The organism is Methylocella sp. CPCC 101449, assembly GCF_031921685.1.
Lineage (GTDB): Bacteria > Pseudomonadota > Alphaproteobacteria > Rhizobiales > Beijerinckiaceae > Terripilifer.
The window spans coordinates 66,508-91,998 of sequence record NZ_JAPDHU010000002.1; the positions used below are offsets into that span (position 1 = coordinate 66,508).

The following is a 25,491-nucleotide window of genomic DNA, read 5'->3' on the forward strand; positions in this document are numbered from 1 at the left end:
TGTTTGAGCCCGCTCATGCACCCCAGCACGGAACGGATTGGCGCGGGTTCTAGCCTAAATAGCTAATAATTGTCTAGTTTTGTAATTTGACGGTGCCGTAGCGTTTCGAGCTGGAGCTTGTCTGACGCCCCACGGCCAATCGTGAAATCCCTTCAAACTCTTACGGGCTGGCATGGGTGTCAGAGGGGGGCTGGCGATCGGTTTGAAGTTGTCCAATTAGCAAGGGAGCCACGGAAAGACATAGCGCCAGAGTTTCTATAAAAATCATGTTTATCAGATAGTTATGGAGATGGGACGCGTGCGGGCCAAGCTGTGCGAAACGGCCATGCCGCTTGAAATAATTCTCAACTGCCGTGAAATGCTCAGGTCGCGAGGGGCGACAGTAAAGAGGGGTGCCATGGCCGAGGTTTCATTCAGCAAGGAAATCAAGCTGCTGAAACTGGGGCAGGGTGAGACCTTTCATGGCGAGGGTATCCTCGCTGTCACGAAGGCCCTGCTGCAATCGGGCGTTACTTATGTCGGCGGCTATCAGGGCGCGCCCGTCTCGCATCTGCTCGATGTCATGGTCGAAGCCAAGGATTTGATGGGCGAGCTTGGCGTCCACGTCCAGGCCTGCACCAATGAGGCATCCGCGGCCGCCATGCTGGGTGCCTCGATCATGTATCCGGTGCGTGGCGCCGTGACATGGAAATCCATCGTCGGCACCAATGTGGCGGCCGATGCGCTGTCGAACCTGTCGTCACCCGGCGTCATGGGCGGCGCACTGATCGTCGTCGGCGAAGATTATGGCGAGGGCGCCAGCGTCATTCAGGAGCGCACCCATGCCTTCGCCATGAAGTCGACCATGTGGCTCATGGATCCTAGGCCCAATCTGCCGACTATCGTGCGCATGGTCGAAAAAAGCTTTGAGCTTTCGGAAGCCTCCAATGCCCCGGTGATCATGGAACTGCGCATTCGCGCCTGCCATGTGCGCGGTTCCTTCACGGCAAGCGACAATATCGCGCCGAAAATTTCCGCCCGCGAGTTGCAGAAGATGCCGGCGGAGTTTTTGTACGACCGGCTCGCCCATCCGCCCGTCACCTACAAGCACGAGAAACTGAAATTCGACGTGCGCATGCCGGCGGCGCGTCAATTCATCCGCGATCACAAGCTCAACGAAATCTTTGACGGCGGTCACAAGGATGTCGGCTTGATAGTGCAGGGGGGGCTCTACAACGGTCTCATCCGCGCCTTGCAGGAGATCGGTCTCGCCGATGCCTATGGCCGTACCGACATTCCCATCCTGGCGCTCAATGTCGTCTATCCGCTGGTACCGGAAGAGATCACGGCCTTTGCCGCCGGCCGCAAAGCCATCGCGGTGATCGAGGAAGGCCAGCCCGAATATATAGAACATGAAATCGGCGCGATCTTGCGCCGGGCCGATCTCAATACGGTTCTGCACGGCAAGGATATGTTCCTGCAAGCCGGCGAATACACCACGGAAGTGCTGGTCAGCGGCCTCGTCAAACTCCTGGCTCAGCATCTGCCTTCCATCGACACGTCTAATGGCGCTGGGTTCGCGCGCGAATTGTCGGTGCTGCGTGGCAAGGCGCAGGCGATCCTGGCTGGTCCTCTACCCGCACGCCCGCCGGGCTTTTGCATCGGCTGTCCCGAACGCCCGGTGTTCGCGGCCTTGAAGCTCGCCGAGCGCGAAGTCGGCAAGGTGCATGTGTCGGCCGATATCGGTTGCCATGCGCTGGCGACCTTCGAGCCATTCTCTTTCGGCAATTCCATTCTCGGCTATGGCATGAGCCTCGCGTCGAGCGCCGGCGTGCAAGGCTTTTCGCAAAAGCGGCCGATCGCCATCATGGGCGATGGGGGCTTCTGGCATAACGGCCTGCTCTCCGGCGTCACCTCGTCCCTGCTCAATCATGGCGACCAGATCCTGGTCATCATGAAGAACGGCTATACGTCGGCTACGGGTACGCAGGATGTGATCTCGACGCCACAGGCGGACGCGCGCGAGAAGGCGGCCGGTGCTTCGACAGTCGACAGCGATCTGACCATCGAAAACACCCTCAAGGGCATGGGTGTGAAATGGCTGCGCACGGTCAACAACTATCGCGTCGGCGATATGCGCAAGACCATCGTCGAGGCGATGCGCACGCCTTTCGACGGCCTCAAGGTCATCATTGCGGAAGGCGAGTGTCAGCTCGAGCGGCAGCGCCGCTTGCGGCCGATCCGGGCGAAACTGCTGGGCGAAGGCAAGCGCGTCGTGCGCGAGCGTTTCGGCGTCGATGAAGACACCTGCACGGGCGACCACTCCTGCATCCGTCTGTCCGGCTGTCCGACCTTGACGGTGAAGCCGTCGAGCGATCCGCTGAAGACCGATCCTGTCGCCCATGTCACCAATGGCTGCGTCGGTTGCGGTCTGTGCGGTGCCAATGCCCATGCGGCGACGCTGTGCCCGTCTTTCTTCCGCGCCGAAATCGTCTCCAATCCCAATTGGATCGATCGCGCCAAGGCGGGCCTTCGCCGGGCGCTGACGGCGGGAGCCGCGTGATGAGCCTGCGTCCGCGGACTTTGCTCATTGCCGCGCTCGGTGGCGAAGGCGGCGGCGTTCTCGCCGAATGGATCGTGTCGGCGGCGCTGCAGGCGAAACTGCCGGTGCAGGCGACGTCGGTGCCGGGTGTCGCTCAGCGCACCGGCGCCACCAGCTACTACATCGAGATGATGGACGAGCCGGCACCAGAGGGGCTCACGCCCGTTCTCGCCCTCGTGCCCGTACCGGGCCGCATTGATTACATGATCTCGAGCGAGCATCTCGAAACCGCCCGTCTGCTCGAACGTGGCTTTGCTTCGCCCGAGCGAACGATACTGATTTCCTCGACCAGCCGCGTCTATACCACTGCCGAGAAGATGCAGATGGGCGACGGCCGTTTTGATCCTGAACGTCTCGATCGGCTGTGCCACGATCTATCGCGCGCCTATATCGCGCTCGATCTGGAACGCCTGGCGCTGGACAATGGCACGGTGGTCAGCGCGCCGATGTTTGGCGCTTTGGCAGCGGCTGGCGCGTTTCCATTTTCGCGCGAGACCTGTGAGGCGGCGATCCGCTCGGGCGGGCGTGGCGCCGAGGCGAGCCTGAAAGGCTTTGCCGCCGCTTTCACCGCCACCCGCGCGGCGCTCGATCAGCCGATGGCCGAGCCGGCAAAGACGCAGGAGCCCGCGCCGCCATCCGATGCCTTGAAAAAGGTCGTGGCGCTCGGGCAGGGGCGTTGTGCCGAGTATCAGGACGAGGCCTATGCCGAATTGTTCCTCGATCGCGTGCGCCTTCTGCGCGAGGCGGCGGGATCGACAGACGATCCACGTCAGGCTCACGCGCTGGAAGAGGGCGTGCGCCGCCTGGCGCTATGGATGGCCTATGAGGACATCCCACGCGTGGCCGATCTGAAAACCCGCAAGGAGCGTTTCACCCGCATTCGTCGCGATGCCGAAATGCGCGACGACCAGATCCTGCATGTCGTCGAATATCTTAAGCCGGGGATCGAGGAGATCGCGGCCATGCTGCCGCCCAAGCTCGGCAATGTGCTGATGCGCCGGGCGGCCTCAGGTAAGGAAACTTGGCCATTCGGTCGCGGCGTCAACATCTCGACCACCGGCGTCACCGGCTATTGGACGATGCGGGCGCTGGCGGGCTTCGGCCGGATCCGTCGCTCGTCCTTGCGCTTCGCCGAGGAAACGGCGGCGATCGAGCGCTGGCTCGCCGCCATGCGCCAGGCCCTTCAGGGCTCGCCCACTTTTGCCGGGGCGCTGGCGGAACTGCCACGCTTGCTCAAGGGTTATGGCGACACCCATCTGCGTGGCCGCGCCAATTACGCAGCGATTTGGGACGGCATCGTGATGCCAGCCTTGTCCAACGGGCAGTTGGACGCCGTGGCGCCGAAATTGCGCCAGGCCATTGCTGCGGCTTTGGCCGATCCCGAAGGCAAAACGCTTCGGCGCGCACTCGCCTAGCATTGGGGTCCGACCGATTTTCGCGGTTCCAAACAGTCGCTCACAATCGAGCGAGAGGGCACCGTATTGCCTTTTTTTAACTTGAATCGCTTGGCAGCCTGTTGGAGCTTTTGAACCAAGCGGATTCCGGTCGCGTAAGGAATGGCGACAGAGCAAAGCCGGGTACCGGGTCTGATGGAATCCGAATTGCAAGGCCCTGACCGTCTGTAGGATGGCGAGGATGTCCCGAATCGACCGTGCCGCTTCGATTCAGGGACAAGACGGACTGCGGCCTGGAAGAGGTGATGGAGAAGCGAGTCCTCCTGCGATTGCTGGCCGCGGTCTTCACGGTTCTGGCTCTGGGCATTGCGATCGGTCTTTACCTGTCGATGCCGACCACCTTGCGCATCGCCGTCGGGCCGGAGGGCACTGAGCAGGCGCGCTTCGTCCACGCCGTGCAGCGTGCGATGATCGACACACGCCAACCATTCCGCCTCGATATCCGCCCCGTCATGAATTCCGCCGAAGCCAGCAAGCTCCTCGACAAGAAAACCGTCGATCTTGCCGTGGCGCGCAGTGACGATCCGACCTCGAACGAGGGGCGCTCCGTTGCCGTTTTGCAAAAGCGGTCGATCATCGTCGTTGCCCGAAAGGAGAGCGGCATCGATGGCGTGACGGATTTGCGCGGACGCAACGTCGCGCTTCTCGGAGAATCCGATTCCAACCTGTCGCTTATCGAACGCATTTTCGCCCATTACGAGATCGAGCCCGACGAGGTGAAGCTTAAGGAAATGCGGCCGGCTGACGTGGCGAATGCCATGGCTGACGGCATGCTCGACGCTTTCATTCTGGTGATCGATCCCAACGCTCGTATGCCACGCCGGGTCTTGGCCGAGATCACCGAGAAGCTGAAAATCCCGCTTACCTTCATGGGCATGCCGGCGTCCGAGGCCTTGGCCTTTCGTTTTCGCGATTTGATCACCACGGAAATTCCTGCCGGTATTTTCGGTGGCACGCCACCCCGTCCGGAGGCCGCGATCAATACGGTGGCGATCAGCTACGAACTGATCTCGACGGAGCGCATGTCCGAAACGACGGCGACGGCGTTGACCAAGAGCCTGCTCGATCTGCGCACACGCCTGCGCCGCGATCAGGAAATGTCATTCAGCATCGAAACGCCACCGGTGGACGAGCCGCGTCGCTTCCTGCCTCACGACGGCACAGCGGCGCTGGTCAATGACGATGCGGAAACCTTCCTGGAGAAATATAGCGATGCCATTTGGCTGTCGCTCTTCGGGCTTAGTTTGCTCGGGTCTTCGGTCACGGGCTTCATGGGCTGGGCCTCCGGCCGTCGCCGCGAGGAGGAAGTGTCGTTTCAGGCGCTGTTGCCGCAATTGACCGAAAAGCTGGCGGCGGCGAATTCGCTTGAGGACGTGGACGAGGTGCAGCGGGATTTCGACGCTCTTGTCGTTAGCACCCTGATGGACACCAGCAAGCGGTCGGGCCCGGGAGCGGATACACCTGATCCGACACCGTGGATCACCCTGTTCAATCGCCTCATCGCCAGCCGCCGGGCGGGTCTCGAAGCCCATGCGGCGCCCTCGATCGGTGGCCGTGACGGGTTGGAGCGCCGGCAAGGTGCCAAGGTCGTTGACCTGACCCCGCGCGGTCAATAGCCGCATTCCTTATAGATTTATAACGGGTTCCGTCCGAGGGCCGGTTCGCGCCGTTTGCGGCACTGAGCGCGGGCGTCAAACGGACGGCGGAAACACCATGGTCATGTTAATTATCCTTGCATCCCAAGGATTTCTGCGCGGCGCACCGCGGCGCGCTCGCATGCACCTCTCTGCCGCGCGGAGGCATCTTCGTGGCCCGGCGTCATTGGTCTAGGCCATTGACGGAGCGGGAAATCGGGCGCAGCAATGCCGTCATCTGATGGAGATTGACGATGGCTTATTCTCGCAAGGACGCCAAGGCTTTCGCCCGCGAAAACATGCGCGGCATCTGGGCGGCGGCGCTCACCCCTTTTGCTCCCGATCTGTCGATTGATGAGAAGGCACTGCGTGCCAATCTGCGCCATTGGTTCGATGATCTGGGCATCGACGGCGTGTTCATGGCTGGCAAGCAGGGCGAGTTCTGGTCCCTCTCGCTGGAAGAGCGCAAGCGCCTCATGGCGATCTCGGTCGAAGAGGCCGGCAAGAAGGCCGGCACGATCATGTCCTGCTCGGACCAGAACATCGACACGGTGATCGAACTGGCGAAATATGCCGAGAGCATCGGCGCCACCAGCATCGTCGTTCACGCTCCGGTACTGAGCTTCCTCAAGGCGCAGGACGAGACGCTCTACGAATATTACAAATACATCAGCGAGCAGGTGAACATCGGCATCGCGATGTGGAGCCATCCTGATTCCGGCTATCTGATGAGCCCGGAGCTGTGCGCGCGCATCGCCGAACTGCCGAACATCGTCGCCATCAAATACAGCGTGCCGCGCGAGATGTACGTCAAGCTGACGCATATGGTCGGCGACAAGCTGATCGTGTCGACGTCGTCCGAGGAGGAATGGTTCGACAACATCGTCGAGCTCGGTTGGCGGCTCTATCTCTGCTCGTCGCCGCCCTATCTGCTGCAGACGAAATATGACCGCCGCATGCGCGAATATACCGATCTCGCCTTTGCCGGCGAAGTCGAGAAGGCGCGCGCGGTGCGCAATAGCCTCGACCCGGTGCGTAAGGCGCTGCGCGGCACCCAGCCGAAAGAGAAGCCGCCGGCGCATGGCAAATATTGGCAGCAGCTTCTGGGTCAGCAGGGCGGCGAGGGACGTGTCCGCCGGCCGATGCTTGAATTGACCGACGCCGAAAAGCAGGCCATGCGCGAAGCCTTCGCCTCCTGTGGCTTGCAACTCTCCGCGTCCAAATCCGCAGCCGAATAAAGAGGAGAGGGTGATGTCCGAGGGTCGCCTGCGCGCTTTCAATTTCCAGAAATGGATCGACGAACATCAGCATCTGCTGAAGCCGCCGGTTGGCAACCGGCAGATCTGGGAAGATGCCGACATGATGGTCACTGTCGTCGGCGGCCCGAACCGGCGCACGGACTATCATGACGATCCGGTGGAAGAGTTCTTCTACCAGCTCAAGGGCGACATGGTTTTGAAGGTGTTCGACGAAGGCAAATTTTACGACGTGCCGATCCGTCAGGGCGAAATCTTCATGTTGCCGCCGCACGTGCGCCATTCGCCGCAACGTCCGCAGGAAGGCTCGGTCGGTCTCGTCGTCGAGAACAAGCGGCCGACCGGTGAGAAAGACGCCTTTGAATGGTTCTGCTTCAATTGCGGTGAGAAGGTGCATCGGGTCGAGGTTTTGCTCACCAGTATCGTGCGCGATCTGCCGCCGCTTTTCGAAGCATTCTGGGCCGATGAAAAAGTGCGCACCTGCCCGAAATGCGGCACCCTTCATCCCGGCCGCACGCCGCCGGAGGGTTGGGTAAAAATCTAAGTTCCATTTTGCGTGCATCTACGCCTATGATACTGCAATACCCATAAAAACCTTTCTGGAGGGGTCCCATATGCGTTTGGTGAAGTCGTTTGCGGCGGCGCTTGTCGCCACCTGTCTTGCTGTTCCGGCGCTGGCGCAAGCGCCGGTCAAGATCGGCCTGATCACCACTTTGTCCGGTCCCGGCGGCTATCTGGGTGAGGACACCCGCGACGCCTTCCAGCTCGCCGTTGAAATGGGCGGTGGCAAGCTCGGCGGCGTACCGGTCCAGGTGATGGTCGAAGACGACGCGCTGAAGCCCGGCCAGGGCAAGGAAATCGTCGAACGCCTGATGAAGAACGAAAAGGTGAAGCTGTTCACCGGCGTCATCTTCTCCAACGTGCTGGCCGCCGTCACGCCGGAAGTGCTCGACAATGACGGCGTCTATGTCAGCTCCAATGCCGCGCCGTCGAACTTCGCTGGCAAGGAATGTCATCCCAACTATTTCGTTCTGTCCTGGCAGAACGACACCCTGCACGAGAGCGCCGGCCAATATGCCACCAATCTCGGCTTCAAGAAGGTTTTCGTGCTGGCGCCGAACTACCAGGCGGGCAAGGATGCGATCGCCGGCTTCAAGCGTTATTTCAAGGGTGAAATCGCCGGCGAAATCTACACCCGTCTCGACCAGACCGACTTCGCTGCCGAAATGGCGCAGATCCGCGCTGCCAAGCCGGACGCGGTGTTCCAGTTCCACCCCGGTGGTCTCGGCATTGCCTTCGCCCGTCAGTATCAACAGGCTGGTCTGCTCAGCACCATCCCGATGGTCGTTGCCGCGCCGTCGATGGATCTCGGCATCATGAAGGCGCTGGGTGAGGCGGCAGTCGGCGTCAACGTGTCGTCGCACTGGAACTCGGACCTCGACAATGCGGCGAACAAGGAATTCGTCGCCGCCTTCCAGAAGAAGTATAATCGCCTGCCGTCGGCTTACGGCGCCCAGGCCTATGACGCGGCGCTCGCCATCGGCGCTGCTCTGAAGAATGCCGGCGGTAAGGTCGACGATCTCAAGGCGTTCCGCACGGCGATGCTGAAGGCCGATTTCGCGTCCGTTCGCGGTGCCTTCAAGTTCAACAACAACCAGCATCCGATCCAGGATTGGTATGCTCTGAAGGTCGAGAAGGACGCTGGCGGCAACGTCGTGCTCGTCACCAAGGGCAAGGTGCTGACCAATCATGCCGACTTCTATGCCAAAGACTGCAAGCTCTGAGGCAGGTTTCGTGCGGGCGCGGCTGAACGGACGAATTGATCCGCAGATGTCGCGTCCGCGTTTTGTTTGTAACTCCCGAAACGACGCAGAAGCGTCTTGGCGAGTGTCATGGCGCTTCTAATCGAACAGGCCTTGAATGGCGTGCAGCTTGGCTTCACGCTGTTCCTTCTGGCCGCGGGCCTCACCCTCATCTTCGGCATCATGGGCGTGATCAATCTCGCCCATGGCTCTCTCTTCATGATCGGTGCCTATGCGGCGGCCTTGACCGCGGCCAAGACAGGTTCGTTCCTGATCGCTTTTCCGGTCGGGCTCATCTGCGCTGCCATCGCCGGCATGGTGATCGAATTCCTGGTCGTGCGCCGTCTCTATGCCCGCGATCATCTCGACCAAGTGCTCGCCACCTTCGGCCTGATCCTGTTCTTCAACCAGATGACCATCATTCTCTTCGGGCGGCAGCCGCTGTTCGTTGAAATCCCATCCTGGCTCGAAGGCTCGATCCCCATCGTCGCGGGCGTGCAGTATCCGCTCTACCGCTTCGTCATCATCCTGGTGGGGCTGCTGACGGCGGTCGGTCTCTATTTCCTGATCGCGCGTACGCGCATTGGCATGCTCATCCGCGCTGGCGCCACCAATCGCGATATGGTGCGGGCGCTCGGCGTCGACATCAAACTGCTCTACACGATCGTCTTCGGCCTCGGCGCCATGCTGGCCGGTCTCGCCGGCATCATGACCGGGCCGATCAGCGCCGTTCAGGTCGGTATGGGCGAGCACGTTTTGATCCTCACCTTCGTCGTCATCATCATTGGCGGTGTCGGCTCCATCAAGGGCGCTTTCGCTGGCGCGCTCATCGTCGGTGTCGTCGACACCATGATGCGCGCCTTCCTGCCGGCCTTGATGCGCCATCTGATGACCAGCGGCTCGGAAGCCGACGCGCTGGCCGGTGGTATCTCCGCCATGGGCGTTTATCTGCTGATGGCTATCGTTCTCCTCATCAAGCCCAAGGGTCTGTTGCCTGCCCATGGCTGACATTCAAGACACCTCTCCGGCCAAACCGAAGAATGTGCGCTCGCGTTTGCTGATCGCGCAGCTCATCGTGCTCCTGGCCGTTCTGCCCTATCTCGCCAATCTGTTCGGCCAGCCGGCTCTGGTCTCGTTGGCGACCCGCATCATCATCCTTGCCATCGCCGCGGCCAGCCTCAATCTGATCATGGGCTATGCGGGCCTGGCCAGCTTTGGCCATGCCGCTTGGTATGGGCTCGGCGGTTATGTGGTGGGTATTCTCTATCGCCATTCGGTGACCGGCGATCCGCTGTTCGGTCTGCCGATCGGTAGCGATCAGATGCTGATCACCGTGCCGGCGGCGATCCTGATCGCCGGTCTCTTTGCGGCGATTTTCGGCTCCCTGTCGCTGCGCACGTCCGGCGTGCAGTTCATCATGATCACCTTGGCTTTCGCGCAGATGATCTTCTTCTTCTTCGTCGCCTTGAAAGCTTATGGCGGCGACGACGGCCTGATCATCCGCCGCCGCAATGCCTTGCCGGGGCTCGATACCCGCGATGCCATGGTCTGGTACTGGATCTGTCTCGGGGTGGCGATCCTCTGGTATGCTTTGCTGTCGCGTATCGTCGCTTCGCGTTTCGGCCGCATTCTCGTCGGCGTGCGTCAGAGCGAGCGGCGCATGGCCGCCATGGGCGTGCGCACCTATCCCTATAAACTCGTCGCCTTCGTCATTGCCGGCATGGGCGGTGGCCTGGCCGGCGCGCTGATGGCCAATCACATGCGCTTCGTCAGCCCTGACATGCTGCATTGGACCCAGTCCGGCGAATTCATGTTCATGGTCATTCTCGGCGGTGCCGGTACGCTGCTCGGCCCAGCCTTCGGCGCGGCGGTGCTGATTGGTCTTGAAACCGTTTTGGCCGCGTGGACCGAACATTGGCAGGTGATCCTCGGTCCGATCCTGGTGCTGGCGATCCTCTTCACCCGCGGCGGCCTGTCCGGCCTCGTGCGTATGGTGCGGGGAGGGCGCGATGACTGACGTGCTGCTCCAGGTTGAGGGCCTGCGCAAACGCTTCGGCGGCGTCGCCGCGACAGACAATCTCACGCTCGACGTACGCGCGGGCGAGGTCCACGCGCTGATTGGCCCCAATGGTGCCGGCAAGACCACGTTCATCACGCAGCTCATGGGCGAACTCACGCCCGATGCGGGTTCGGTGCGCTTTGCCGGCCAGCCGCTCGAAGGGCTCGACACCGCGGCACGTGTGCGCCTTGGCATCGCGCGTACCTTCCAGATCACGCAGACGCTGGATGAGGAGACGGCGCAGGCCAATGTCGCCCTCACCATCCAAGCTCATCAGGGCCATTCCTTTCGCTTCTGGAAGAATGCCGCCACCGATCCGAGCCTGAACGAACCGGCGCGGCGGCTGCTCGCCGATGCCGGACTGGCGGCGCGCCGCAATGTTCAGGTGCGCGATATGTCTCACGGCGAACACAAGCAGCTCGAACTGGCCATGGCGCTGGCTAGCGAGCCGCGCCTGCTGTTGCTCGATGAACCGATGGCGGGCCTTGGCGTGTCCGAAAGCCGGCAGATGATCGACGCGCTGAAGACTTTGAAGGGACGTATCGCCATTCTTCTGGTCGAACACGATATGGATGCCGTTTTCGCATTGGCCGATCGCATTTCGGTGCTCGTTTACGGCAAGGTGATCGCCACCGGCACGGCGCAAGAGATCCAGGCCGATCCGCAGGTGCGTGCCGCTTATCTTGGCGAGGGCGACGCATGATGCTCGATGTTCAAGGCCTTCAGGCCGCTTATGGCGCCAGCCAGGTGTTGTTCGATATCTCGCTGCAGGTCGGCGAGGGCGAATGCGTGTCGCTCATGGGCCGCAACGGCATGGGCAAGACGACCACCATCCGCACCATCATGGGCCTGCTTGAAGCCAAGGCGGGCGGTATCGCCTTTCTGGGCCAGCCCATCACGGGTCTGGCGCCGGAAGCCATTGCCCGCCGGGGCATTGGCCTCGTGCCGGAAGGACGGCAGATCTTCTCGACCTTGACGGTGCGCGAAAATCTCGTCGCCACCAGTGCCGATCGCCGCAACAGTGCCAAGCCCTGGACCTTGCAGCGGGTGTTCGACCTGTTTCCGCGCCTGCATGAGCGTCAGCAGCAATGGGCGCGCACGCTGTCGGGCGGCGAGCAGCAGATGCTTGCCATCGGCCGCGCGCTGCTGACCAATCCGCGCCTCATGATCCTCGACGAGGCGACCGAAGGTCTGGCGCCGGTCATCCGCGCCGAAATCTGGAAGTGCCTGGAAACCTTGAAGGCGGAAGGCCAGTCGATTCTCGTCGTCGATAAGAATGTCTCGGTGCTGCGCCGTCTCGCGGATCGTCATGTGGTCATTGAAAAGGGCCGCACGGTCTGGTCCGGCGACGGCGCCGCGCTCGATCGCGATCTGGAAAAGGTGCACACTTATGTCGGACTCTGAACCCCGCATTGTCGAAGTCGAAGGTGCGGCACCGGCGACTTCGCCCGAAACCGGTCTGACGCAGGCGCTCGAAGCGGCACTCGCCGCTCTGGTGAAGGCAGGTGGCGGCCCGCCGCATCTCACCGCCATGCATTGGTCGGCGCCCGATCCCGCCGCGATCCATCCGTCCCGTCGGGTCATCGACCAGCAGTGGCGCATGGTCTTCGCCGGCTTCCGGCCGCAGCCGACCATTACGCGCTCGACCGATGGCCAGATCCATGTGCGCGCCACCGCACGCATCCCGACATCGCCGCCGCCGGCGACGCCCGTTTTCCGGGACTATGGTGTCATCGATCTCGCCCGGGAGATGAGTCCGCGCAACCAAGTGCCCGACATGGGCGCGATGTTTCGCATGTGGACCAGGGACGGGACGGCGGCGCGTGCCAAACACACGGCGCTCGATCTCGCTTATGGCGCTCACCCCGATCAGCGGCTCGACCTCTATCGGCCTGCCGGAGCGGTGCGTCCGCCCGTCTTCGTGTTCATTCATGGCGGTTATTGGCAGGCCTCGACCAAGGATCAGCACGCGCAATTTTTCGACGGCATGCTGAGGGCGGGTTTTGCCGGCGCCAATATCGAATATGGCCTGGCGCCGGAAACGCCGCTCGAAGCCATCATCGGGCAGATTCGCGAAGCGCTGCATTTCCTGGTGCGCGAAGCCGATCGTCTCGACATCGATGCCGGCAATATCCATGTGGCGGGGCATTCGGCCGGCGGCTATCTGTCGGCGATGTGCGCGTGTGACGAAGGCATGCCGCCGATCCGCAGCGCCCATCTGCTTTCCGGCATTTTCGACTTGGAATCGCTGCGGCCGATCCCGATGGGGCCTGTGCTCGGCATCACCAGCCGCGAGATCGCCGAACGGCTGTCGCCCAACCGGCGCAAACCGCGCCCGGGCACGCGCATCGCTGTGGCGGTGGGTGGCGGCGAAAGCAACGAGTTCAAGCGCCAGTCAGCCGAAATCGCTGAATTGTGGAACGCCGGTCCTTCCCTCGTCGTTGAAGGCAGGCATCATTTCAATCTGCTCGACGATCTCAACGGCGGGGCTCTGCTCGACCAGCAATTGCGCCTGGCCCGATAAACACACGGCGCGCACGTGAGTGCGCGCCGAGGATTTGCCTGAGGGATTGATCGCCCGTAACCGGACGACTACGCCGAAGACACCAGTCGGAGGTCTGGCGTACCGGACACAGGGGCATGCGCAGGAACCCCTTTCGGCAAATTCGGAAACAGACCGTCCGGCAGTGTTTTAATATGGGCGATGATGTCGGCCGTCGGCAGCACGTCGGCATATTTCGCGTGCATGTCGCAGAGATTGATCGCATGGCTTGCCTGGGCGCGATCGAAGCAGGCGTCCTCGGCCACCGCGACGCGATAGTTGAGGCTGAAGGCATCGATCACTGTCGCGCGCACGCAGCCTGATGTCGTCGTACCGGTGACGATGACGCTGTCGGCGCCGAGCAACGTCAGATAAGCGGAGAGATTGGTGCCGAAGAAGCCGGATGGCTTCTGCTTCAGGACCATGAGGTCTTGCGGTTGCGGCGCGATCTCGCTGACGATCTCATTGCCGTCGAGCACCTGCGGCCGGTCGAACGCCTCGTTCATGCGTGGGTTCTTCCAGCTCCAGCTTCCCATGTCCCAGCCATCGTCGCGCGCCACGCCGGTGGTGTAGATCACCGGCAGTTTGCGGGCGCGGAACGTCTCGGCCAGAACTTTGATCTTGGCGATCGCATCCCAGCTCTCCGCACCGCAGGATGTGCTCCAGCGCTTGATCGAGTCGAGAATGGGTTCCGGCTTGTCGCCGGCGAAAGCCCAGCTCACATCGATGACGAGCAGAGCAGGGCGTTTACCGTAGCCGCCCTTGGCGCCGAAGCCGGAGGCCTTGAACACTGCCTTGTCGCGATCGGTGAGGAATTTGTCCCAAATCCTTTCCGTCGTTTTACCGTCGTTCATGCCGACCTCCTAAAAGTTGGCGGCCTTCGCCATCTTGGGCGCTTCGCCCTTAGGCAGGTCGAAGAGACCGGCGGGTAGGGTGTCGAAGAAGGAGAGAACTTCGGCGGTCTTCACCACGTCGGCATATTTGGCGTTCATGTCGCAGAGATTGATGGCATGGCTCGCCTGCGAGCGATCGAAACAGCCTTCCTCGGCCAGAGCGACGCGATAATTGAGGCTGAAGGCATCGAGCACTGTAGCGCGCACGCAGCCCGAAGTCGTCGTACCCGTGACGATCACGCTGTCGCAGCCGAGCAAGGTCAGATAGCTCGCCATATTGGTGCCAAAAAAGCCTGACGGCTTTTGCTTGTAGATGACGATGTCTTGCGACGCGGGCGCGATCTCCTCGACAATTTCATTGCCATCGATATTGCTCACCGGCACCACCGGGTGCTCACCACCGCGGCTGTTCTTCCAGCTCCACGAGCCGCTATCCCAATTGTCGGCACGGCGAATACCGGTGGTGTAAATGACCGGAACGCCTTTCTCATGCGCCTTGTCGCAGAGAGATTTGATGGCGGCGACTGCCGGCCAGCTTTCCTCGCCGCAAGAGTTACGCCAGCGCTTGATCGATTCCAGGATCGGCTCAGGTTTGTCGCCGCAGAAAGCATAGTTCACGTCGATCACCAGCAGAGCCGGTCGCTTGCCGAAGCCGCCGCGCGCGCCATAGCCGGAGGCAGCGAACACCGCCTTGTCGCGTTCGGTCAGAAACTGATTCCAAATCGGTTCGTCGGACATGAGTTTTCTCCTTGTGCGAGTTATTGAGCGATCGAAGCCTGGGTCGATTTGACGAACTGCATGTCGATGATTTCGTCATAAGCGACGGGCTTTTTCAAAATGCCGGCTTCGAGCACGACGGCTTCGCCGGTCTTCCAGGATTCCGGAGAAATCATGCCATCCTTGCTCCAGATGGAGTCGGCGAAGGAACGGTCGATCGTCGCTTTGAGGTCTTCAAGCGACATCGTCGGAAATTCCTTCTTGGCGATGGCCAGGGTTTCTTCGTGGTGTGTATCGGTGAATTTGAGGCCCTTGATGATGCCGCGCACGAACGCCGCCACCGTCTTCGGGTCTTCCTTGATCGAGGCGAGACGTACATTCAGCGTCGAATAGGCATAGGGGCCAAGATCCTGTGGTACATTGAGGATCGGTTCGCTCCAAATACCTTCGTTGACACCGCGCGTCAGCACGGGCTCGGTGGTGACGGCGATTTGAGCGGCACCAGCCTTCACCGTGGCGATGATCGCGCCCGTCGCCATCTCCTTCAAGGTCACGTCGCTCTTTGGATTGAGCTTCCATTTGTTCAGCATGTAGAGCGTGATCGAATAGGGCGTGCCGCCATAAAAGTTGAGCGCGACGGACTTGCCTTTGAAATAGCTCGCCAGATCTTCGCCCGGCTTCGGCTCCATGCCTTTCTTGGCGACGTAATAGACGTTGCCGCGGTTGACCACGTTGACGATGCCACGCAACTCGCCGCCCTTGATCTTGGCGAAGGCATTGTGTTCCGGTCCGCCGATGAAGGCGAAGGCCTGGCCGCTCAGCGTCGCGTTGGTATGGCCGGCACCGCTCTCCACCGTGAGGATTTTGACGTCGAGATTCTCTTCCGCCAGAAAACCTTTCTGAATGGCGACATAGAGTGGCAGATAGCCGGTGCTGTGCAGCGGCTCGGCGACGATGAGGGTTTTCTTCTCCTGCGCTATCGCGCCGCTCGCACCCAGCGCGACGACCGAAGCCAGAAGGAAAGTTCTGAACGCGAACGACATCTTATTCTCCTTGTTATTGGTCATATCGATGACGGCGGCGCTCAGCGCACAACGCCCTTGCGCAGGATTCTTTCGAGCCAGGTCACGCCGGCGTACATGACGACAGACAGAGCCGAGAGCACGAGGACAGCCACCCAGACCAGCGAGATTTCATAAGTCGAGCCGGCATAGAGGATGGTGCGGCCGAGACCGTGCTGCGAGGCGACGAATTCGCCGACGATCGAGCCGGTGAGCGCCAGGCCGATGTTCACCCGCAGGATCGAGATGATCCAGGGTATGCAGGAGGGGACGACCAGTTTGGCGAAGATCTGCCAGCGGCTGGCGCCCAGCGAATAGAACAGTTTCTCCTGGTCCTTATCGACTGATTGCACGCCCGAATAGGCGGTGAGCGTCGAGACGATCAAGGTCAGTGCTGTCGCGATGGCGACCTTTGAGGCGAGGCCCATGCCGAAGACGAGAATGATGAGCGGCGCCAGAGCCAGTTTGGGGATCGACTCCAGGCAGATGATATAGGGCTGCATGATCAGCGCGTAATTGCGCGACCACCAGAACGACAGGCCGAGCAGAGCGCCGGCGCTGGTGCCGATAATGAAGCCGAGGATTGTCGAGCGGAACGTGTAGGCGATATCGACGAAAGCGTTCCCCTGCGAGAAGAACTCAAGCATCGTCGTCCAGATCAGGCTGGGGCGCGACCAGAAGAATGGGTCGACGATCCCGACGTCTGCGCCCAGTTCCCACAGTGCGACGAAAACCGCGAGAATGCCGAATTGCGTGGCGACGATGGCCCAAGTGGGCCAGAGCCGTTGCACGGGCAGTCGTCGTTTGACGCGGCGCATCGGCTTCGTCGAGCCGGTGGCGGCCTGCCCGACGTTCAGGCCGGGAAGCGTCGTCGTTCTCGTCGTCATCGAGATCCCTTTCTGTTCGTATCAGGCGGCTTCCGGCACGGCGGCGCCGTGTAGAAGGTCCAGGCAATATTTTTTCATGGCGACGAAACGGGGGGTGCTGACGATGGCGCGATCACGCGGGCGCGGCAGATCGACGGGCATTTTGTCGATGATCCGTCCGGGCCGGCTCGCCATCACATAGACGTCGTCCGACAAGAAGATCGCTTCCTCGACGTCATGGGTGACGAAGATTACCGTGCGTCCGAAATCGTTGAACAGTGTGAGCAACCATTCCTGCATCTTGGCTTTCGTCTGCGCATCGAGCGCGCCGAAAGGTTCGTCGAGCAGAATGACATCCATGTCGATCAGCAGGGTGCGCAACAGGGCGGCGCGCTGGCGCATGCCGCCCGAAAGCGAGGACGGAAAGGCATGTTCGAAGCCGGCCAGGCCGTAGCGTTGTAGCATCGGCATGGCGCGATCGCGCGCTTCCTTAGTCGGCACGCCCCGGATTTCCATGCCGAGGATGACGTTGTCGAGAACCGTCCGCCACGGCAGCAGCAAATCCTTTTGCAGCATGTAGCCGACCTGGCCGATGAGACCGGTCGCATCCTGACCGTCGATCAGCACACGCCCTTCGGTCGGCGCCTGCAAGCCAGCGATGACGTTGAAGAGCGTGCTCTTGCCGCAGCCCGAAGGGCCGATGAGAGAGATGAAACGACCGGCCGGTACTTCAAGGTTGACCGGCGCGAGGGCCACGAATTCTTGGCCATTGGTGTTGAACACCATGGAGACGTTATCGATCGTGAGCTTCGGCTGGCTCAATCCACACCTCGCTTGTCATGCGGCGTGTGTGCCGCCGCGATGCGGGAGCATGTCGCGTGCCAACAGCAAAGGTTGAGCAGAAACAAACGGCTGACCCGGCGAGGGCAAACAGGCCGCATCTTCCGTGGCCAATCCTCGCAAATTCAGCGCAGCCATCGTGTGAATTTTGTGCAGTTGCACAGGCGGGTGGCGGTGCCGGCGCGCGGTATATGTTTTTCGTTATACGAGATATATGCCTGCGGCCTCGGTCAAGCTATCGGAAAACGTCGCAATTTCGTAGGCGCCTCAAGCCGGCTGTATCCGACCTCGTTCCCGATGGCGGTGGCGGGCTCCGATTCCCCGCAGGTCCAACGCAAGGTTCCCATCCTGAAGGTATCCCGTCCAGCCTGTTCGGAGGCCTGGAATGCGATCCATTTCCGTATTTTAGGAGGAGATTCCGTTGAAAATTCGCTATCTCTTGTGGCCCAGGCGGCTGTGGGGTTGAGCCCTTGGAGATTTGATTTGATAAGGGTTATAGAACAGGCGGGATGCGTCCGTCGGACGCACCCAAGCTGGCCTGCAGCGGCGGAATCAGGAGGTTAGACTTGCCCGAAACTCGTGCAGAAATAGCAGAGCGCATTATGGGCTTCATGCGCTCCGAAATGCAGGACAAGTCCATAGAATTCTCGATGGATACGCCGCTCGAAGGGGTCAAGATCGACTCGATCGACGTGATCCACGTCATTTTCAAGGTCGAGGAAGAATATGGCGCAACCGTGGACATGGCGCCGGATTCTAAATTTGCGACCGTTGGTGAATTTGTGAATGCTTTGATTGATTTCATTCCAGCCGACAAGAAGGTCGACGCATGAACCCTCATTGGGTCGATGTGACCGGCCGAGGCGTGATTAGCAGCGCCGGTTTTTCGATCGCCGATTTTACTTCGACCATCATGTCGGGACGCACGATGATCGGTGACATCACCGACATCTGCAATGACGTACGTTTCACCAATGGGGCGGTGATCCGCAATTTCGACGCCAATGCCCATTTCGACGAGCGCACGCTCGGCAATTTGGATCGCTTCTCGCAGTTTGCCGCCGTCGCTGGCCGGCAGGCGGTGGCCGAAGCGAAGCTGGCCGATGCCATCATCGATCCAGCCCGTATCGCAGTGATCATCGGCACGGCGAACGGCGGCGGCGATATTCTCGAAGAGGGATATCAGCGGATTTACGAAGAGCAGCGCAAGCCGCGCCCGCTGACCATCCCCATGTCGATGTCGAACGCGCCGGCGAGCCGTATCGCCAAGGAAATTGGTGCGCGGGGCCCGGTTTTTGGTGTGTCGAGCGCCTGCGCCTCGACCAATCACGCGGTCATGATGGGGCTGATGATGATCCGCTCCGGCCTGGTCGATGTGGCCATCGTCGGCGGCACGGATTCTTGCGGCTATGCCTCCTATTTCAAGGTTTGGGACGTTCTGCGCGCCGTTTCGCCGGAAACCTGCCGGCCGTTCTCGACGGGCCGCAAAGGCCTGATCATCGGCGAAGGGGCTGGCGTTCTGGTACTGGAGCGGGCCGGGCAGGCGGCGGCGCGCGGCGTGAAGCCGGTGGCTCATCTCGCCGGCGGCGGTATGTCGAGCGATGCCGGCGACCTGATCGCGCCTGATAGCAGCGGCATGGCGATGGCCATGCGCGCCGCCGTGGCCGATGCCGGCGTCGCGCCCGATCAGATTGGCTATGTCAACGCCCACGGCACTGGCACGGTCGCCAACGATCGGTCCGAGTCGAGCGCCATCAACGAGATTTTTGGCGGCAATCGCGAGCGCATTTCGGTGTCCGCCACCAAATCGATCATCGGCCATGCCATGGGCGCCTCAGGTGCGCTGGAAGCCATGGCGACGATCGCCGCATTGCAGACCGGCATGATCCCGCCGACGGTCAATTTCACCTCGGCCGACCCGGAATGCGACGTCGATGCGACCCCCAACGAGCCTCGCCAACGCGAAATCGAAATGGCCTTGTCCAATTCTTTTGCTTTCGGCGGCCTCAATGTCTCCCTCGCCTTTGCCCGTGCGCAAGGCTGAGGCCTGATCGCTGATGTCCTTCCGCCATGTGGTCATCACCGGAGCCGGGAGCGGCATCGGGGCGGCATTGGCTCACGCCTATGCCCAGTCCGGCGTGCGTCTCAGCCTATGCGGCCGTAATTCGGCCCGATTGGACATTATAGCTGAGGCCTGCCGGGCGGCCGGCGCCGACGAGGTTGCGATCGGCATCTGTGATGTGACGGAAGCCGACGTGCTGCAGCGCTGGTTGGAAACGATCGACGACGAACGCCCTGTGGATCTGCTGATCGCCAACGCCGGCATCGGCGGTGCCGGCACGCTGACCAAGGATCAGGCGGAGCCGGGCGCCGTGGCGCGGCAGGTGATCGAGGTCAATACGATCGGTGTCGTCAACACACTGACGCCGCTGCTGCCGCGTTTCATCGCGCGCAAGACTGGGTCGATCGCCATCATCAGTTCGGTCGCTGGTTTTCTCGGCCTCCCAGACTCACCCTCCTATTCAGCCTCGAAGGCGGCGACGACCACCTATGGTGAGGCGCTGCGGCGATTGTTGAAGCCGCGCGGCATCAACGTGACGGTGGTCAGCCCCGGCTATGTCGAAACGGCCATGAGCGCATCCTTGCCGTTCCATCGGCCGTTTCTGTGGAGTGCCGAAAAGGCCGCGCGCGTCATTCAGGCGGCCATCGCCAAGGGGCGCGGCGAGTTGATTTTTCCCTGGCAATTCCGGTTCGCCATTCGTTTGGCCCGGATCCTGCCGACGCGGATGGTGGACCTCATCCTTATGCGTTTCCGCGCCAAGGATGTTTGGTAGAGCAGCTTCAGGAACGCGTATTCCAAAGGACTTTGATCATGACGACAGCCGATCCGGTGCGAGTGGTTCCGGTTACCACGTCCGCGCAACGCAATGATTGGCTGATGTTGCCGCACACGATCTACCGCGACGATCCGGCCTGGGTGGCGCCGATTCACTTCATCGAGAAGCAACGCATCACGCCCAAGACCAATCCTTTCTTCGGTTTCGCCGACGTGCAGCTTTTCGTGGCCTATCGCGGCGCCAAGCCCGTGGGTCGCATCACCGCCCAGGTGAACCGCCGCTATCTCGAAAGCCATCCCAATAGCACCGGCCACTTCGGCTTTTTCGATTGCCTCGACGATCAGGAAGCGGCGGATGCGCTCGTTGCGACGGCCGCCGAATGGCTCAAGGCGCGCGGGATGCAGCGCATGGAAGGTCCTTTCAACTTCTCCATCAATCAGGAGTGCGGACTGCTGATCGCGGGCTTCGACTCGCCGCCCGCCATCATGATGACCCATGCCACCGCCTGGATGCCGGGCTTGCTGGAAAAGGCCGGCATGACCAAGGTTATGGACACACATGCCTATCGTTTTGAGCCAGCAAAAATGCCGGATCGGCTGTTGCGTCTGGCGGCGATGGCGAAGAAGTCCCCTGAAGTCACCGTGCGTCCCATCGACACCAAGAACTTCCGCCAGGAAGTGTTGACCTTGATCGATATTTTCAACGATGCCTGGCACGACAATTGGGGTTTCGTGCCGTTCAGCGATGCCGAGATCGATGCGATGATCGGTGAAATGAAGTTGTTCTTTCGCTCCAAATACGGCCGCATGGTCATGTACCACGACAAGCCGGTCGGCGTGATCATCGCATTGCCTAACATCAATGAAGTCGCCGCCTCCTTTAACGGTCGCTTGTTGCCGTTCAACTGGGCGAAACTGATCTGGTGGCTGTGGCGAGAAAAGGGCCGCACGGCGCGCATTCCCCTGATGGGCCTGCGGCGCGAAGTGCAGGGCACGCCGCTGGCCTCAAGCATGCTGGCGCTGATGACATCGGACTTCCTCCAGGAAGAGCGCGAGCATCCGATGGATTGGGTGGAGTTTTCCTGGGTGCTCGACGTCAACAGACCGATGAAAGCCTTGGCCGAACTCGCGGCCGGCAAGCCCGCCAAGACCTATCGCATCTACGGCATGGCACTCGCGTAGACCGATCAGCCGGCTTGCGCCGAGATCGCTTGCGTCTGCGCCACGAAATTGGCGACGATCGCCAGGTCGAGCTGTTTCTTGTGAGCCATATAGAAGGGCAGCGGCTGGAGCGCGCCGGCCGCGAGTGGTAGATAGGCCACTGTTTCCGGGTGTAACGCGCGCATGGTCGCGGGCACGATGGAAATGCCGCGTCCGGCCGCGACGAGATTGATGGCGCCGATCAACCGGCTCACTTCTCCGACGATCTTCATGCGCCCGCCGAACGCCGCGACGGCGTCCAGAATGCCATCGAAAATGCCGGGACCATCGGTGCGCCGATAGATCACGAAATCCTCTTGGAGCAGGCGCGGCCAGTCGAGCGGTTTTTTGGTTCGCGTCAGCGGATGATCGATCGGCACGACGGCCATCATCTTCTCGCGAGTGAGTACGTGGCTTTGCAGGTCTGGATAGCGATCGGTCGAGATGTGCAGGAAGGCGGCATCGATCCGTCCTTCGCGCAGGGCGAGGATCAGCTCATAGGTCTCGCTTTCACGCACCGAGACTTCGGCAAGCGGATAGGTGTCGTGAAAGCCGCGCAGGATTTTTGGCGTCAATGGATGCAGGGAAGCCGAGCTGGTCAGTCCGATATTGAGATGGCCGATTTCGCCGCGCTCGAAACGGCGCACCCGTTGCGCCGCCTCCGCCGCATGGCGCAGTACGGCGCGCGCTTCCTCGACGAAAAACGTACCGGTCGGGCTCAGCGCGATTTGCCGTGGCCGCCGCTCGAACAGTTGGACGCCAAGCTCGTCCTCGAGATTGCGGATTTGCTGGCCGAGTGGGGGTTGCTGAATACCGAGCCGCTCGGCCGCGCGCGTCATGCTGCCTTCCTCGGCGACAGCCACAAAATAGCGCAAATGACGAAGATCCATGATCCGCCCTATGATATGTTTTAAGTTTCAGAGTGGAATAATATATATATTTTACATTTATGGAAGGCCAGAGCATCCTCACCGACATCAAGTCTAGAGAGGAGCTCCCCAATGGCACGCAGCCGTCCCACCATCGCCATCGTCGGTGCCGGCATGGGCGGCCTCGCTGCGGCGGCAACGCTGCGCCAGGTCGGCATAGAGGTTCAGGTTTACGAACAGGCCCATCAATTCCTGCGCGTCGGCGCGGGCATTCAGATGTTGCCGAACGCTTCGCGGGTGTTGCGCGGCATTGGTATCGAAAAGGGCCTGCGCAAGATCGCCTTCGAACCCTATTCGCATCTCAACCGGGTGTGGGACACGGGCGAAATCAAGCGCGAACTGCCGATGCCGGAAAGCCTTTATGGCGCGCCGTTTCTCTGCATGCATCGCGCCGATCTGCACGAGGCCTTGGTTTCCGTTCTGCCGCCGGACATCATCCATCTCAACAAGAAGCTGGTCGGCCTCGATCAGTCGGACAAGGGCGTGACGCTGTCCTTTGCCGATGGCACCAAAGCACAGGCCGATGCAGTGATCGGCGCCGACGGCGTCCACTCCCTGGTTCGTAGTCTGATCGTCGGGCCGGATGCGCCTCTTCATAAGGGCCGCATCGCTTATCGCGCCGTCTTCGACAGCAGCTTGATGAACGGCGGACAGATCGCGCCGTCACGTACCAAATGGTGGGGGCCGGATCGTCATATCGTGATCTATTATACGGCCGCCGATCGCAGCCAACTTTACTTCGTCACCAGCGTGCCGGAATCGACCGAGTGGATGACCCAGGAAAGCTGGTCGACCAAAGGCGACGTGCATGAATTGCGGGCCGCTTACGAAGGCTTTCATCCGGAAGTCCGCATGGTGCTGGAAGCTTGCCCGGATTGCCATAAATGGGCGATCCTCGAACGCGAGCCTTTGCCTCATTGGAGTATCGGCCGCATCGCTTTGATGGGCGATGCCTGCCACCCGATGACGCCCTATATGGCGCAAGGAGCAGCGACATCGATCGAAGACGCAGCCGTTCTCGCGCGCTGTTTCGCTGAAACCAACAATGACGACATTGAAGGCGCGTTCCGTCTTTATGAGGCCAATCGCAAGCCGCGCACCTCGCGCATTCAGGCGATTTCCAGCGCCAACACCTGGATGTCTGCCGGCAACGACGACACGTCCTGGCTCTATGGCTATGACGCCTGGACGGTGCCGTTGGTGCCCGCCGATCAATTGACGATGGCGAACTGAGCGCCGTCGACGCAATGCCAGCGTGTAGGGGCGCTATATCGATGTGAGGAACGCCCGCAGGGCGGGAGGCGCTTTCAGCAGGCGGAACGTGAGAATCCGTGTGGAAGCGCCTCTCTCGATCTCATCAGACGGGAGTGAAACAATGCCGGCTCAAGCCATGGCGTCGGATAGCGCAGCGGCGACAATCGATGGCGACCAGGCCGTGAGCCTCGATCGATCGCCGGAAGCGGCGCGGCTGATCGCGCGGTTTGAGCATATTCCATTTTCCGCATGGCATCGGCGCGCGCGCATCGTCATGGGCTCGGCGACCTTCCTCGATGCTTTCGACGCGCTGTCGCTGGCCTTCGCCATGCCGATCTTGGTCGGGCTTTGGCATCTCACGCCCGTCAACGTCGGCTGGCTGATCGGCGCGAGCTACATCGGCCAGCTCGTCGGCGCGCTCTTCTTCAGCCGGTTGGCGGAAAGTCGCGGCCGCATTCCAAGCGCCGGCATTGCCACCGCGATCATGTCGGTCATGGGCATCGTGTGCGTCTTTGCCGGCAGCTTGCAGTGGCTGTTCGTCTGTCGTCTGGTACAGGGCATCGGTGTCGGCGGCGAGATGCCAGTCGCTGCCGCCTATATCAGCGAACTTTCGCGGGCGCGCGGCCGCGGCCGCTTTTTCATCCTCTACGAATTGCTGTTTCCGCTGGGATTGATGGCCACCGGACAGATCGCGACCCTGCTGGTGCCGGCTTTCGGTTGGGAGACACTTTTCCTGGTCGGGGCCATACCCGGATTGATCGTGACGGCGGCGCTGTGGCGCCTGCCGGAATCACCCCGCTGGCTGATCAACCGTGGTCGTCTCGACGAGGCGCGGACAATCATCGAACAGGCGGAAGCCAGCGCCGCGCGCCGCTTCCCCAGTTTCGAGCCTTTGAAGGGCGATGCGATTCCAGCAGCCGCCTTGGCGCCCAGCGGGGCAGTGGGCGAAACGCGCTGGCGCGAACTGCTGTCGCCGGTCTATCGCACGCGCACGCTCATTGCCTGGTTGCTTTGGGCATCGGCTTTTTTCGTCGCCAACGGCCTCAACAACTGGATGCCGACGCTCTACCACACGGTCTACAATTTGCCGCTGAAGGACGCGCTGCGTGCGGCCTCCCTCACAAATGTCGCGCAGGTCGCGGTGCTGCTGGTGTGCGCCTTCTGTATTGATCGGATCGGCCGGCGCAATTGGACGACGGGTTTCTTTATCCTCAGCACCGTTCTGTTGGTTGCTTTGGCCTTCAGTGGCGCGACGAGCGTCGCGGTGGTGATCGTCATGGCGACTTTGGCCTATGGCGCCGTCGCTTCCAACAATGCGGTGCTCTATCTCTACACGCCCGAAATCTATCCGACACGCTTGCGCGCGATCGGTACGGGGCTTGCGACCTCATGGCTTCGCATCGCCTCCGCCGTGGCGCCGACCTTGGTCGGCATGATCATGGCGCAAGGTGGCGTGCGCTGGGTCTTCGCGATGTTTGCGATCGTTGCGGCCATTGGTGCTGTCGCCGCACTCGGTATGATCGAAACACGCGGGCGGCGGTTGGAAGAGATCGCTCAATAAAAAAGC

Annotated in this window: 23 protein-coding genes; 17 read left to right on the plus strand and 6 right to left on the minus strand. The window is 61.3% G+C overall.

The window, feature by feature from the left end:
* The first annotated feature begins 397 nt into the window (after nucleotides 1–397).
* From OIM99_RS10985 to OIM99_RS11035, 11 genes are all read left to right on the plus strand, one after another.
* Nucleotides 398–2,542 (plus strand): indolepyruvate ferredoxin oxidoreductase subunit alpha, encoded by a 2,145-nt coding sequence (locus OIM99_RS10985; protein ID WP_311850451.1) that lies wholly within the window; start codon nucleotides 398–400, stop codon nucleotides 2,540–2,542.
* Complete coding sequence (locus OIM99_RS10990; protein ID WP_311850452.1) at nucleotides 2,542–3,996, plus strand: indolepyruvate oxidoreductase subunit beta family protein; 1,455 nt, start codon at nucleotides 2,542–2,544, stop codon at nucleotides 3,994–3,996. Before OIM99_RS10985 ends, OIM99_RS10990 begins: the two co-directional genes overlap by 1 nt.
* Before the next feature lie 284 nt (nucleotides 3,997–4,280).
* The gene (locus OIM99_RS10995; protein ID WP_311850453.1) at nucleotides 4,281–5,651 is read left to right on the plus strand and encodes a TAXI family TRAP transporter solute-binding subunit; all 1,371 of its coding nucleotides are present in this window, start codon (nucleotides 4,281–4,283) and stop codon (nucleotides 5,649–5,651) included.
* Between the two features lie 272 nt (nucleotides 5,652–5,923).
* Nucleotides 5,924–6,907 (plus strand): dihydrodipicolinate synthase family protein, encoded by a 984-nt coding sequence (locus OIM99_RS11000; protein WP_311850454.1) that lies wholly within the window; start codon nucleotides 5,924–5,926, stop codon nucleotides 6,905–6,907.
* A gap of 13 nt (nucleotides 6,908–6,920) precedes the next feature.
* Nucleotides 6,921–7,469 carry a 3-hydroxyanthranilate 3,4-dioxygenase gene (locus OIM99_RS11005; RefSeq protein ID WP_311850455.1) on the plus strand — a complete coding sequence of 183 codons (549 nt, stop codon included), beginning with the start codon at nucleotides 6,921–6,923 and terminating at the stop codon, nucleotides 7,467–7,469.
* 70 nt (nucleotides 7,470–7,539) lie between these two features.
* Nucleotides 7,540–8,709, plus strand: a complete 1,170-nt coding sequence (locus OIM99_RS11010; protein WP_311850456.1) for an ABC transporter substrate-binding protein — start codon at nucleotides 7,540–7,542, stop codon at nucleotides 8,707–8,709.
* Nucleotides 8,710–8,817: 108 nt separating this feature from the next.
* Nucleotides 8,818–9,735 (plus strand): branched-chain amino acid ABC transporter permease, encoded by a 918-nt coding sequence (locus OIM99_RS11015; protein WP_311850457.1) that lies wholly within the window; start codon nucleotides 8,818–8,820, stop codon nucleotides 9,733–9,735.
* Entirely contained in the window at nucleotides 9,728–10,744 is a 1,017-nt protein-coding gene (locus OIM99_RS11020; RefSeq protein ID WP_311850458.1) for a branched-chain amino acid ABC transporter permease, read from the plus strand. Before OIM99_RS11015 ends, OIM99_RS11020 begins: the two co-directional genes overlap by 8 nt.
* Nucleotides 10,737–11,489, plus strand: a complete 753-nt coding sequence (locus OIM99_RS11025) for an ABC transporter ATP-binding protein (protein WP_311850459.1) — start codon at nucleotides 10,737–10,739, stop codon at nucleotides 11,487–11,489. Before OIM99_RS11020 ends, OIM99_RS11025 begins: the two co-directional genes overlap by 8 nt.
* Nucleotides 11,489–12,190, plus strand: a complete 702-nt coding sequence (locus tag OIM99_RS11030) for an ABC transporter ATP-binding protein (RefSeq protein WP_311852251.1) — start codon at nucleotides 11,489–11,491, stop codon at nucleotides 12,188–12,190. The genes OIM99_RS11025 and OIM99_RS11030 overlap by 1 nt, the downstream gene beginning before the upstream one ends.
* Nucleotides 12,177–13,310: an alpha/beta hydrolase gene (locus tag OIM99_RS11035; RefSeq protein WP_311850460.1), complete on the plus strand. Its 1,134-nt coding sequence runs from the start codon at nucleotides 12,177–12,179 to the stop codon at nucleotides 13,308–13,310. The genes OIM99_RS11030 and OIM99_RS11035 overlap by 14 nt, the downstream gene beginning before the upstream one ends.
* 68 nt (nucleotides 13,311–13,378) lie before the next feature.
* Here OIM99_RS11035 and OIM99_RS11040 read toward each other — a convergent pair whose 3' ends face one another.
* The 5 genes from OIM99_RS11040 to OIM99_RS11060 are packed head-to-tail and all read right to left on the minus strand — an operon-like array spanning nucleotide 13,379 to nucleotide 17,687.
* Nucleotides 13,379–14,182, minus strand: coding sequence for an isochorismatase family protein (locus tag OIM99_RS11040; RefSeq protein ID WP_311850461.1), 804 nt, complete (start codon nucleotides 14,180–14,182; stop codon nucleotides 13,379–13,381).
* Between the two features lie 9 nt (nucleotides 14,183–14,191).
* On the minus strand, nucleotides 14,192–14,959 hold the full coding sequence (locus tag OIM99_RS11045) for an isochorismatase family protein (protein WP_311850462.1): 768 nt from the start codon (nucleotides 14,957–14,959) through the stop codon (nucleotides 14,192–14,194).
* 20 nt (nucleotides 14,960–14,979) lie between these two features.
* Nucleotides 14,980–15,981 (minus strand): ABC transporter substrate-binding protein, encoded by a 1,002-nt coding sequence (locus OIM99_RS11050; protein WP_311850463.1) that lies wholly within the window; start codon nucleotides 15,979–15,981, stop codon nucleotides 14,980–14,982.
* A 41-nt stretch (nucleotides 15,982–16,022) separates the two neighbouring features.
* The gene (locus OIM99_RS11055) at nucleotides 16,023–16,886 is read right to left on the minus strand and encodes an ABC transporter permease (RefSeq protein ID WP_311850464.1); all 864 of its coding nucleotides are present in this window, start codon (nucleotides 16,884–16,886) and stop codon (nucleotides 16,023–16,025) included.
* Nucleotides 16,887–16,907: 21 nt separating this feature from the next.
* Nucleotides 16,908–17,687 (minus strand): ABC transporter ATP-binding protein, encoded by a 780-nt coding sequence (locus OIM99_RS11060; protein WP_311850465.1) that lies wholly within the window; start codon nucleotides 17,685–17,687, stop codon nucleotides 16,908–16,910.
* A gap of 584 nt (nucleotides 17,688–18,271) precedes the next feature.
* On the opposite strand from OIM99_RS11060, the gene OIM99_RS11065 reads away from it, so the two are divergent.
* Genes OIM99_RS11065 through OIM99_RS11080 form a run of 4 tightly spaced genes read left to right on the plus strand, consistent with a single transcriptional unit; the run spans nucleotide 18,272 to nucleotide 21,723 of the window.
* A complete protein-coding gene (locus OIM99_RS11065) occupies nucleotides 18,272–18,538 on the plus strand; it encodes an acyl carrier protein (RefSeq protein ID WP_311850466.1) in 267 nt (88 codons plus the stop codon).
* On the plus strand, nucleotides 18,535–19,749 hold the full coding sequence (locus tag OIM99_RS11070) for a beta-ketoacyl-[acyl-carrier-protein] synthase family protein (protein ID WP_311850467.1): 1,215 nt from the start codon (nucleotides 18,535–18,537) through the stop codon (nucleotides 19,747–19,749). The genes OIM99_RS11065 and OIM99_RS11070 overlap by 4 nt, the downstream gene beginning before the upstream one ends.
* Before the next feature lie 13 nt (nucleotides 19,750–19,762).
* Nucleotides 19,763–20,539, plus strand: coding sequence for an SDR family NAD(P)-dependent oxidoreductase (locus OIM99_RS11075; RefSeq protein ID WP_311850468.1), 777 nt, complete (start codon nucleotides 19,763–19,765; stop codon nucleotides 20,537–20,539).
* Nucleotides 20,540–20,577: 38 nt separating this feature from the next.
* Nucleotides 20,578–21,723, plus strand: coding sequence for a hypothetical protein (locus OIM99_RS11080; RefSeq protein WP_311850469.1), 1,146 nt, complete (start codon nucleotides 20,578–20,580; stop codon nucleotides 21,721–21,723).
* Between the two features lie 5 nt (nucleotides 21,724–21,728).
* On the opposite strand, the gene OIM99_RS11085 is transcribed toward OIM99_RS11080, so the two are convergent.
* On the minus strand, nucleotides 21,729–22,631 hold the full coding sequence (locus OIM99_RS11085) for a LysR family transcriptional regulator (RefSeq protein WP_311850470.1): 903 nt from the start codon (nucleotides 22,629–22,631) through the stop codon (nucleotides 21,729–21,731).
* Between the two features lie 111 nt (nucleotides 22,632–22,742).
* Here OIM99_RS11085 and OIM99_RS11090 point away from each other — a divergent pair, with 111 nt between their 5' ends.
* Both OIM99_RS11090 and OIM99_RS11095 read left to right on the plus strand, forming a co-directional pair.
* Nucleotides 22,743–23,903 (plus strand): FAD-dependent monooxygenase, encoded by a 1,161-nt coding sequence (locus OIM99_RS11090; RefSeq protein ID WP_311850471.1) that lies wholly within the window; start codon nucleotides 22,743–22,745, stop codon nucleotides 23,901–23,903.
* A gap of 142 nt (nucleotides 23,904–24,045) precedes the next feature.
* Nucleotides 24,046–25,485, plus strand: a complete 1,440-nt coding sequence (locus OIM99_RS11095) for an MFS transporter (RefSeq protein ID WP_311850472.1) — start codon at nucleotides 24,046–24,048, stop codon at nucleotides 25,483–25,485.
* The last annotated feature ends 6 nt before the right edge of the window (nucleotides 25,486–25,491 follow it).

What these genes read in the sequence shown, in the direction of transcription:
- OIM99_RS11010 (WP_311850456.1), top strand. Translation starts at nt 7,540, where the DNA reads ATGCGTTTGGTGAAGTCGTTTGCGGCGGCGCTTGTCGCCACCTGTCTT.
- OIM99_RS10990 (WP_311850452.1), top strand. Translation starts at nt 2,542, where the DNA reads ATGAGCCTGCGTCCGCGGACTTTGCTCATTGCCGCGCTCGGTGGCGAA.
- OIM99_RS11095 (WP_311850472.1), top strand. Translation starts at nt 24,046, where the DNA reads ATGCCGGCTCAAGCCATGGCGTCGGATAGCGCAGCGGCGACAATCGAT.
- OIM99_RS10995 (WP_311850453.1), top strand. Translation starts at nt 4,281, where the DNA reads ATGGAGAAGCGAGTCCTCCTGCGATTGCTGGCCGCGGTCTTCACGGTT.
- OIM99_RS11030 (WP_311852251.1), top strand. Translation starts at nt 11,489, where the DNA reads ATGCTCGATGTTCAAGGCCTTCAGGCCGCTTATGGCGCCAGCCAGGTG.
- OIM99_RS11000 (WP_311850454.1), top strand. Translation starts at nt 5,924, where the DNA reads ATGGCTTATTCTCGCAAGGACGCCAAGGCTTTCGCCCGCGAAAACATG.
- OIM99_RS11075 (WP_311850468.1), top strand. Translation starts at nt 19,763, where the DNA reads ATGTCCTTCCGCCATGTGGTCATCACCGGAGCCGGGAGCGGCATCGGG.
- OIM99_RS11005 (WP_311850455.1), top strand. Translation starts at nt 6,921, where the DNA reads ATGTCCGAGGGTCGCCTGCGCGCTTTCAATTTCCAGAAATGGATCGAC.
- OIM99_RS11045 (WP_311850462.1), bottom strand. Translation starts at nt 14,959, where the DNA reads ATGTCCGACGAACCGATTTGGAATCAGTTTCTGACCGAACGCGACAAG.
- OIM99_RS11085 (WP_311850470.1), bottom strand. Translation starts at nt 22,631, where the DNA reads ATGGATCTTCGTCATTTGCGCTATTTTGTGGCTGTCGCCGAGGAAGGC.
- OIM99_RS11040 (WP_311850461.1), bottom strand. Translation starts at nt 14,182, where the DNA reads ATGAACGACGGTAAAACGACGGAAAGGATTTGGGACAAATTCCTCACC.
- OIM99_RS11090 (WP_311850471.1), top strand. Translation starts at nt 22,743, where the DNA reads ATGGCACGCAGCCGTCCCACCATCGCCATCGTCGGTGCCGGCATGGGC.
- OIM99_RS11020 (WP_311850458.1), top strand. Translation starts at nt 9,728, where the DNA reads ATGGCTGACATTCAAGACACCTCTCCGGCCAAACCGAAGAATGTGCGC.
- OIM99_RS11015 (WP_311850457.1), top strand. Translation starts at nt 8,818, where the DNA reads ATGGCGCTTCTAATCGAACAGGCCTTGAATGGCGTGCAGCTTGGCTTC.
- OIM99_RS11035 (WP_311850460.1), top strand. Translation starts at nt 12,177, where the DNA reads ATGTCGGACTCTGAACCCCGCATTGTCGAAGTCGAAGGTGCGGCACCG.
- OIM99_RS11055 (WP_311850464.1), bottom strand. Translation starts at nt 16,886, where the DNA reads ATGACGACGAGAACGACGACGCTTCCCGGCCTGAACGTCGGGCAGGCC.
- OIM99_RS11050 (WP_311850463.1), bottom strand. Translation starts at nt 15,981, where the DNA reads ATGTCGTTCGCGTTCAGAACTTTCCTTCTGGCTTCGGTCGTCGCGCTG.
- OIM99_RS11025 (WP_311850459.1), top strand. Translation starts at nt 10,737, where the DNA reads ATGACTGACGTGCTGCTCCAGGTTGAGGGCCTGCGCAAACGCTTCGGC.
- OIM99_RS11070 (WP_311850467.1), top strand. Translation starts at nt 18,535, where the DNA reads ATGAACCCTCATTGGGTCGATGTGACCGGCCGAGGCGTGATTAGCAGC.
- OIM99_RS10985 (WP_311850451.1), top strand. Translation starts at nt 398, where the DNA reads ATGGCCGAGGTTTCATTCAGCAAGGAAATCAAGCTGCTGAAACTGGGG.
- OIM99_RS11080 (WP_311850469.1), top strand. Translation starts at nt 20,578, where the DNA reads ATGACGACAGCCGATCCGGTGCGAGTGGTTCCGGTTACCACGTCCGCG.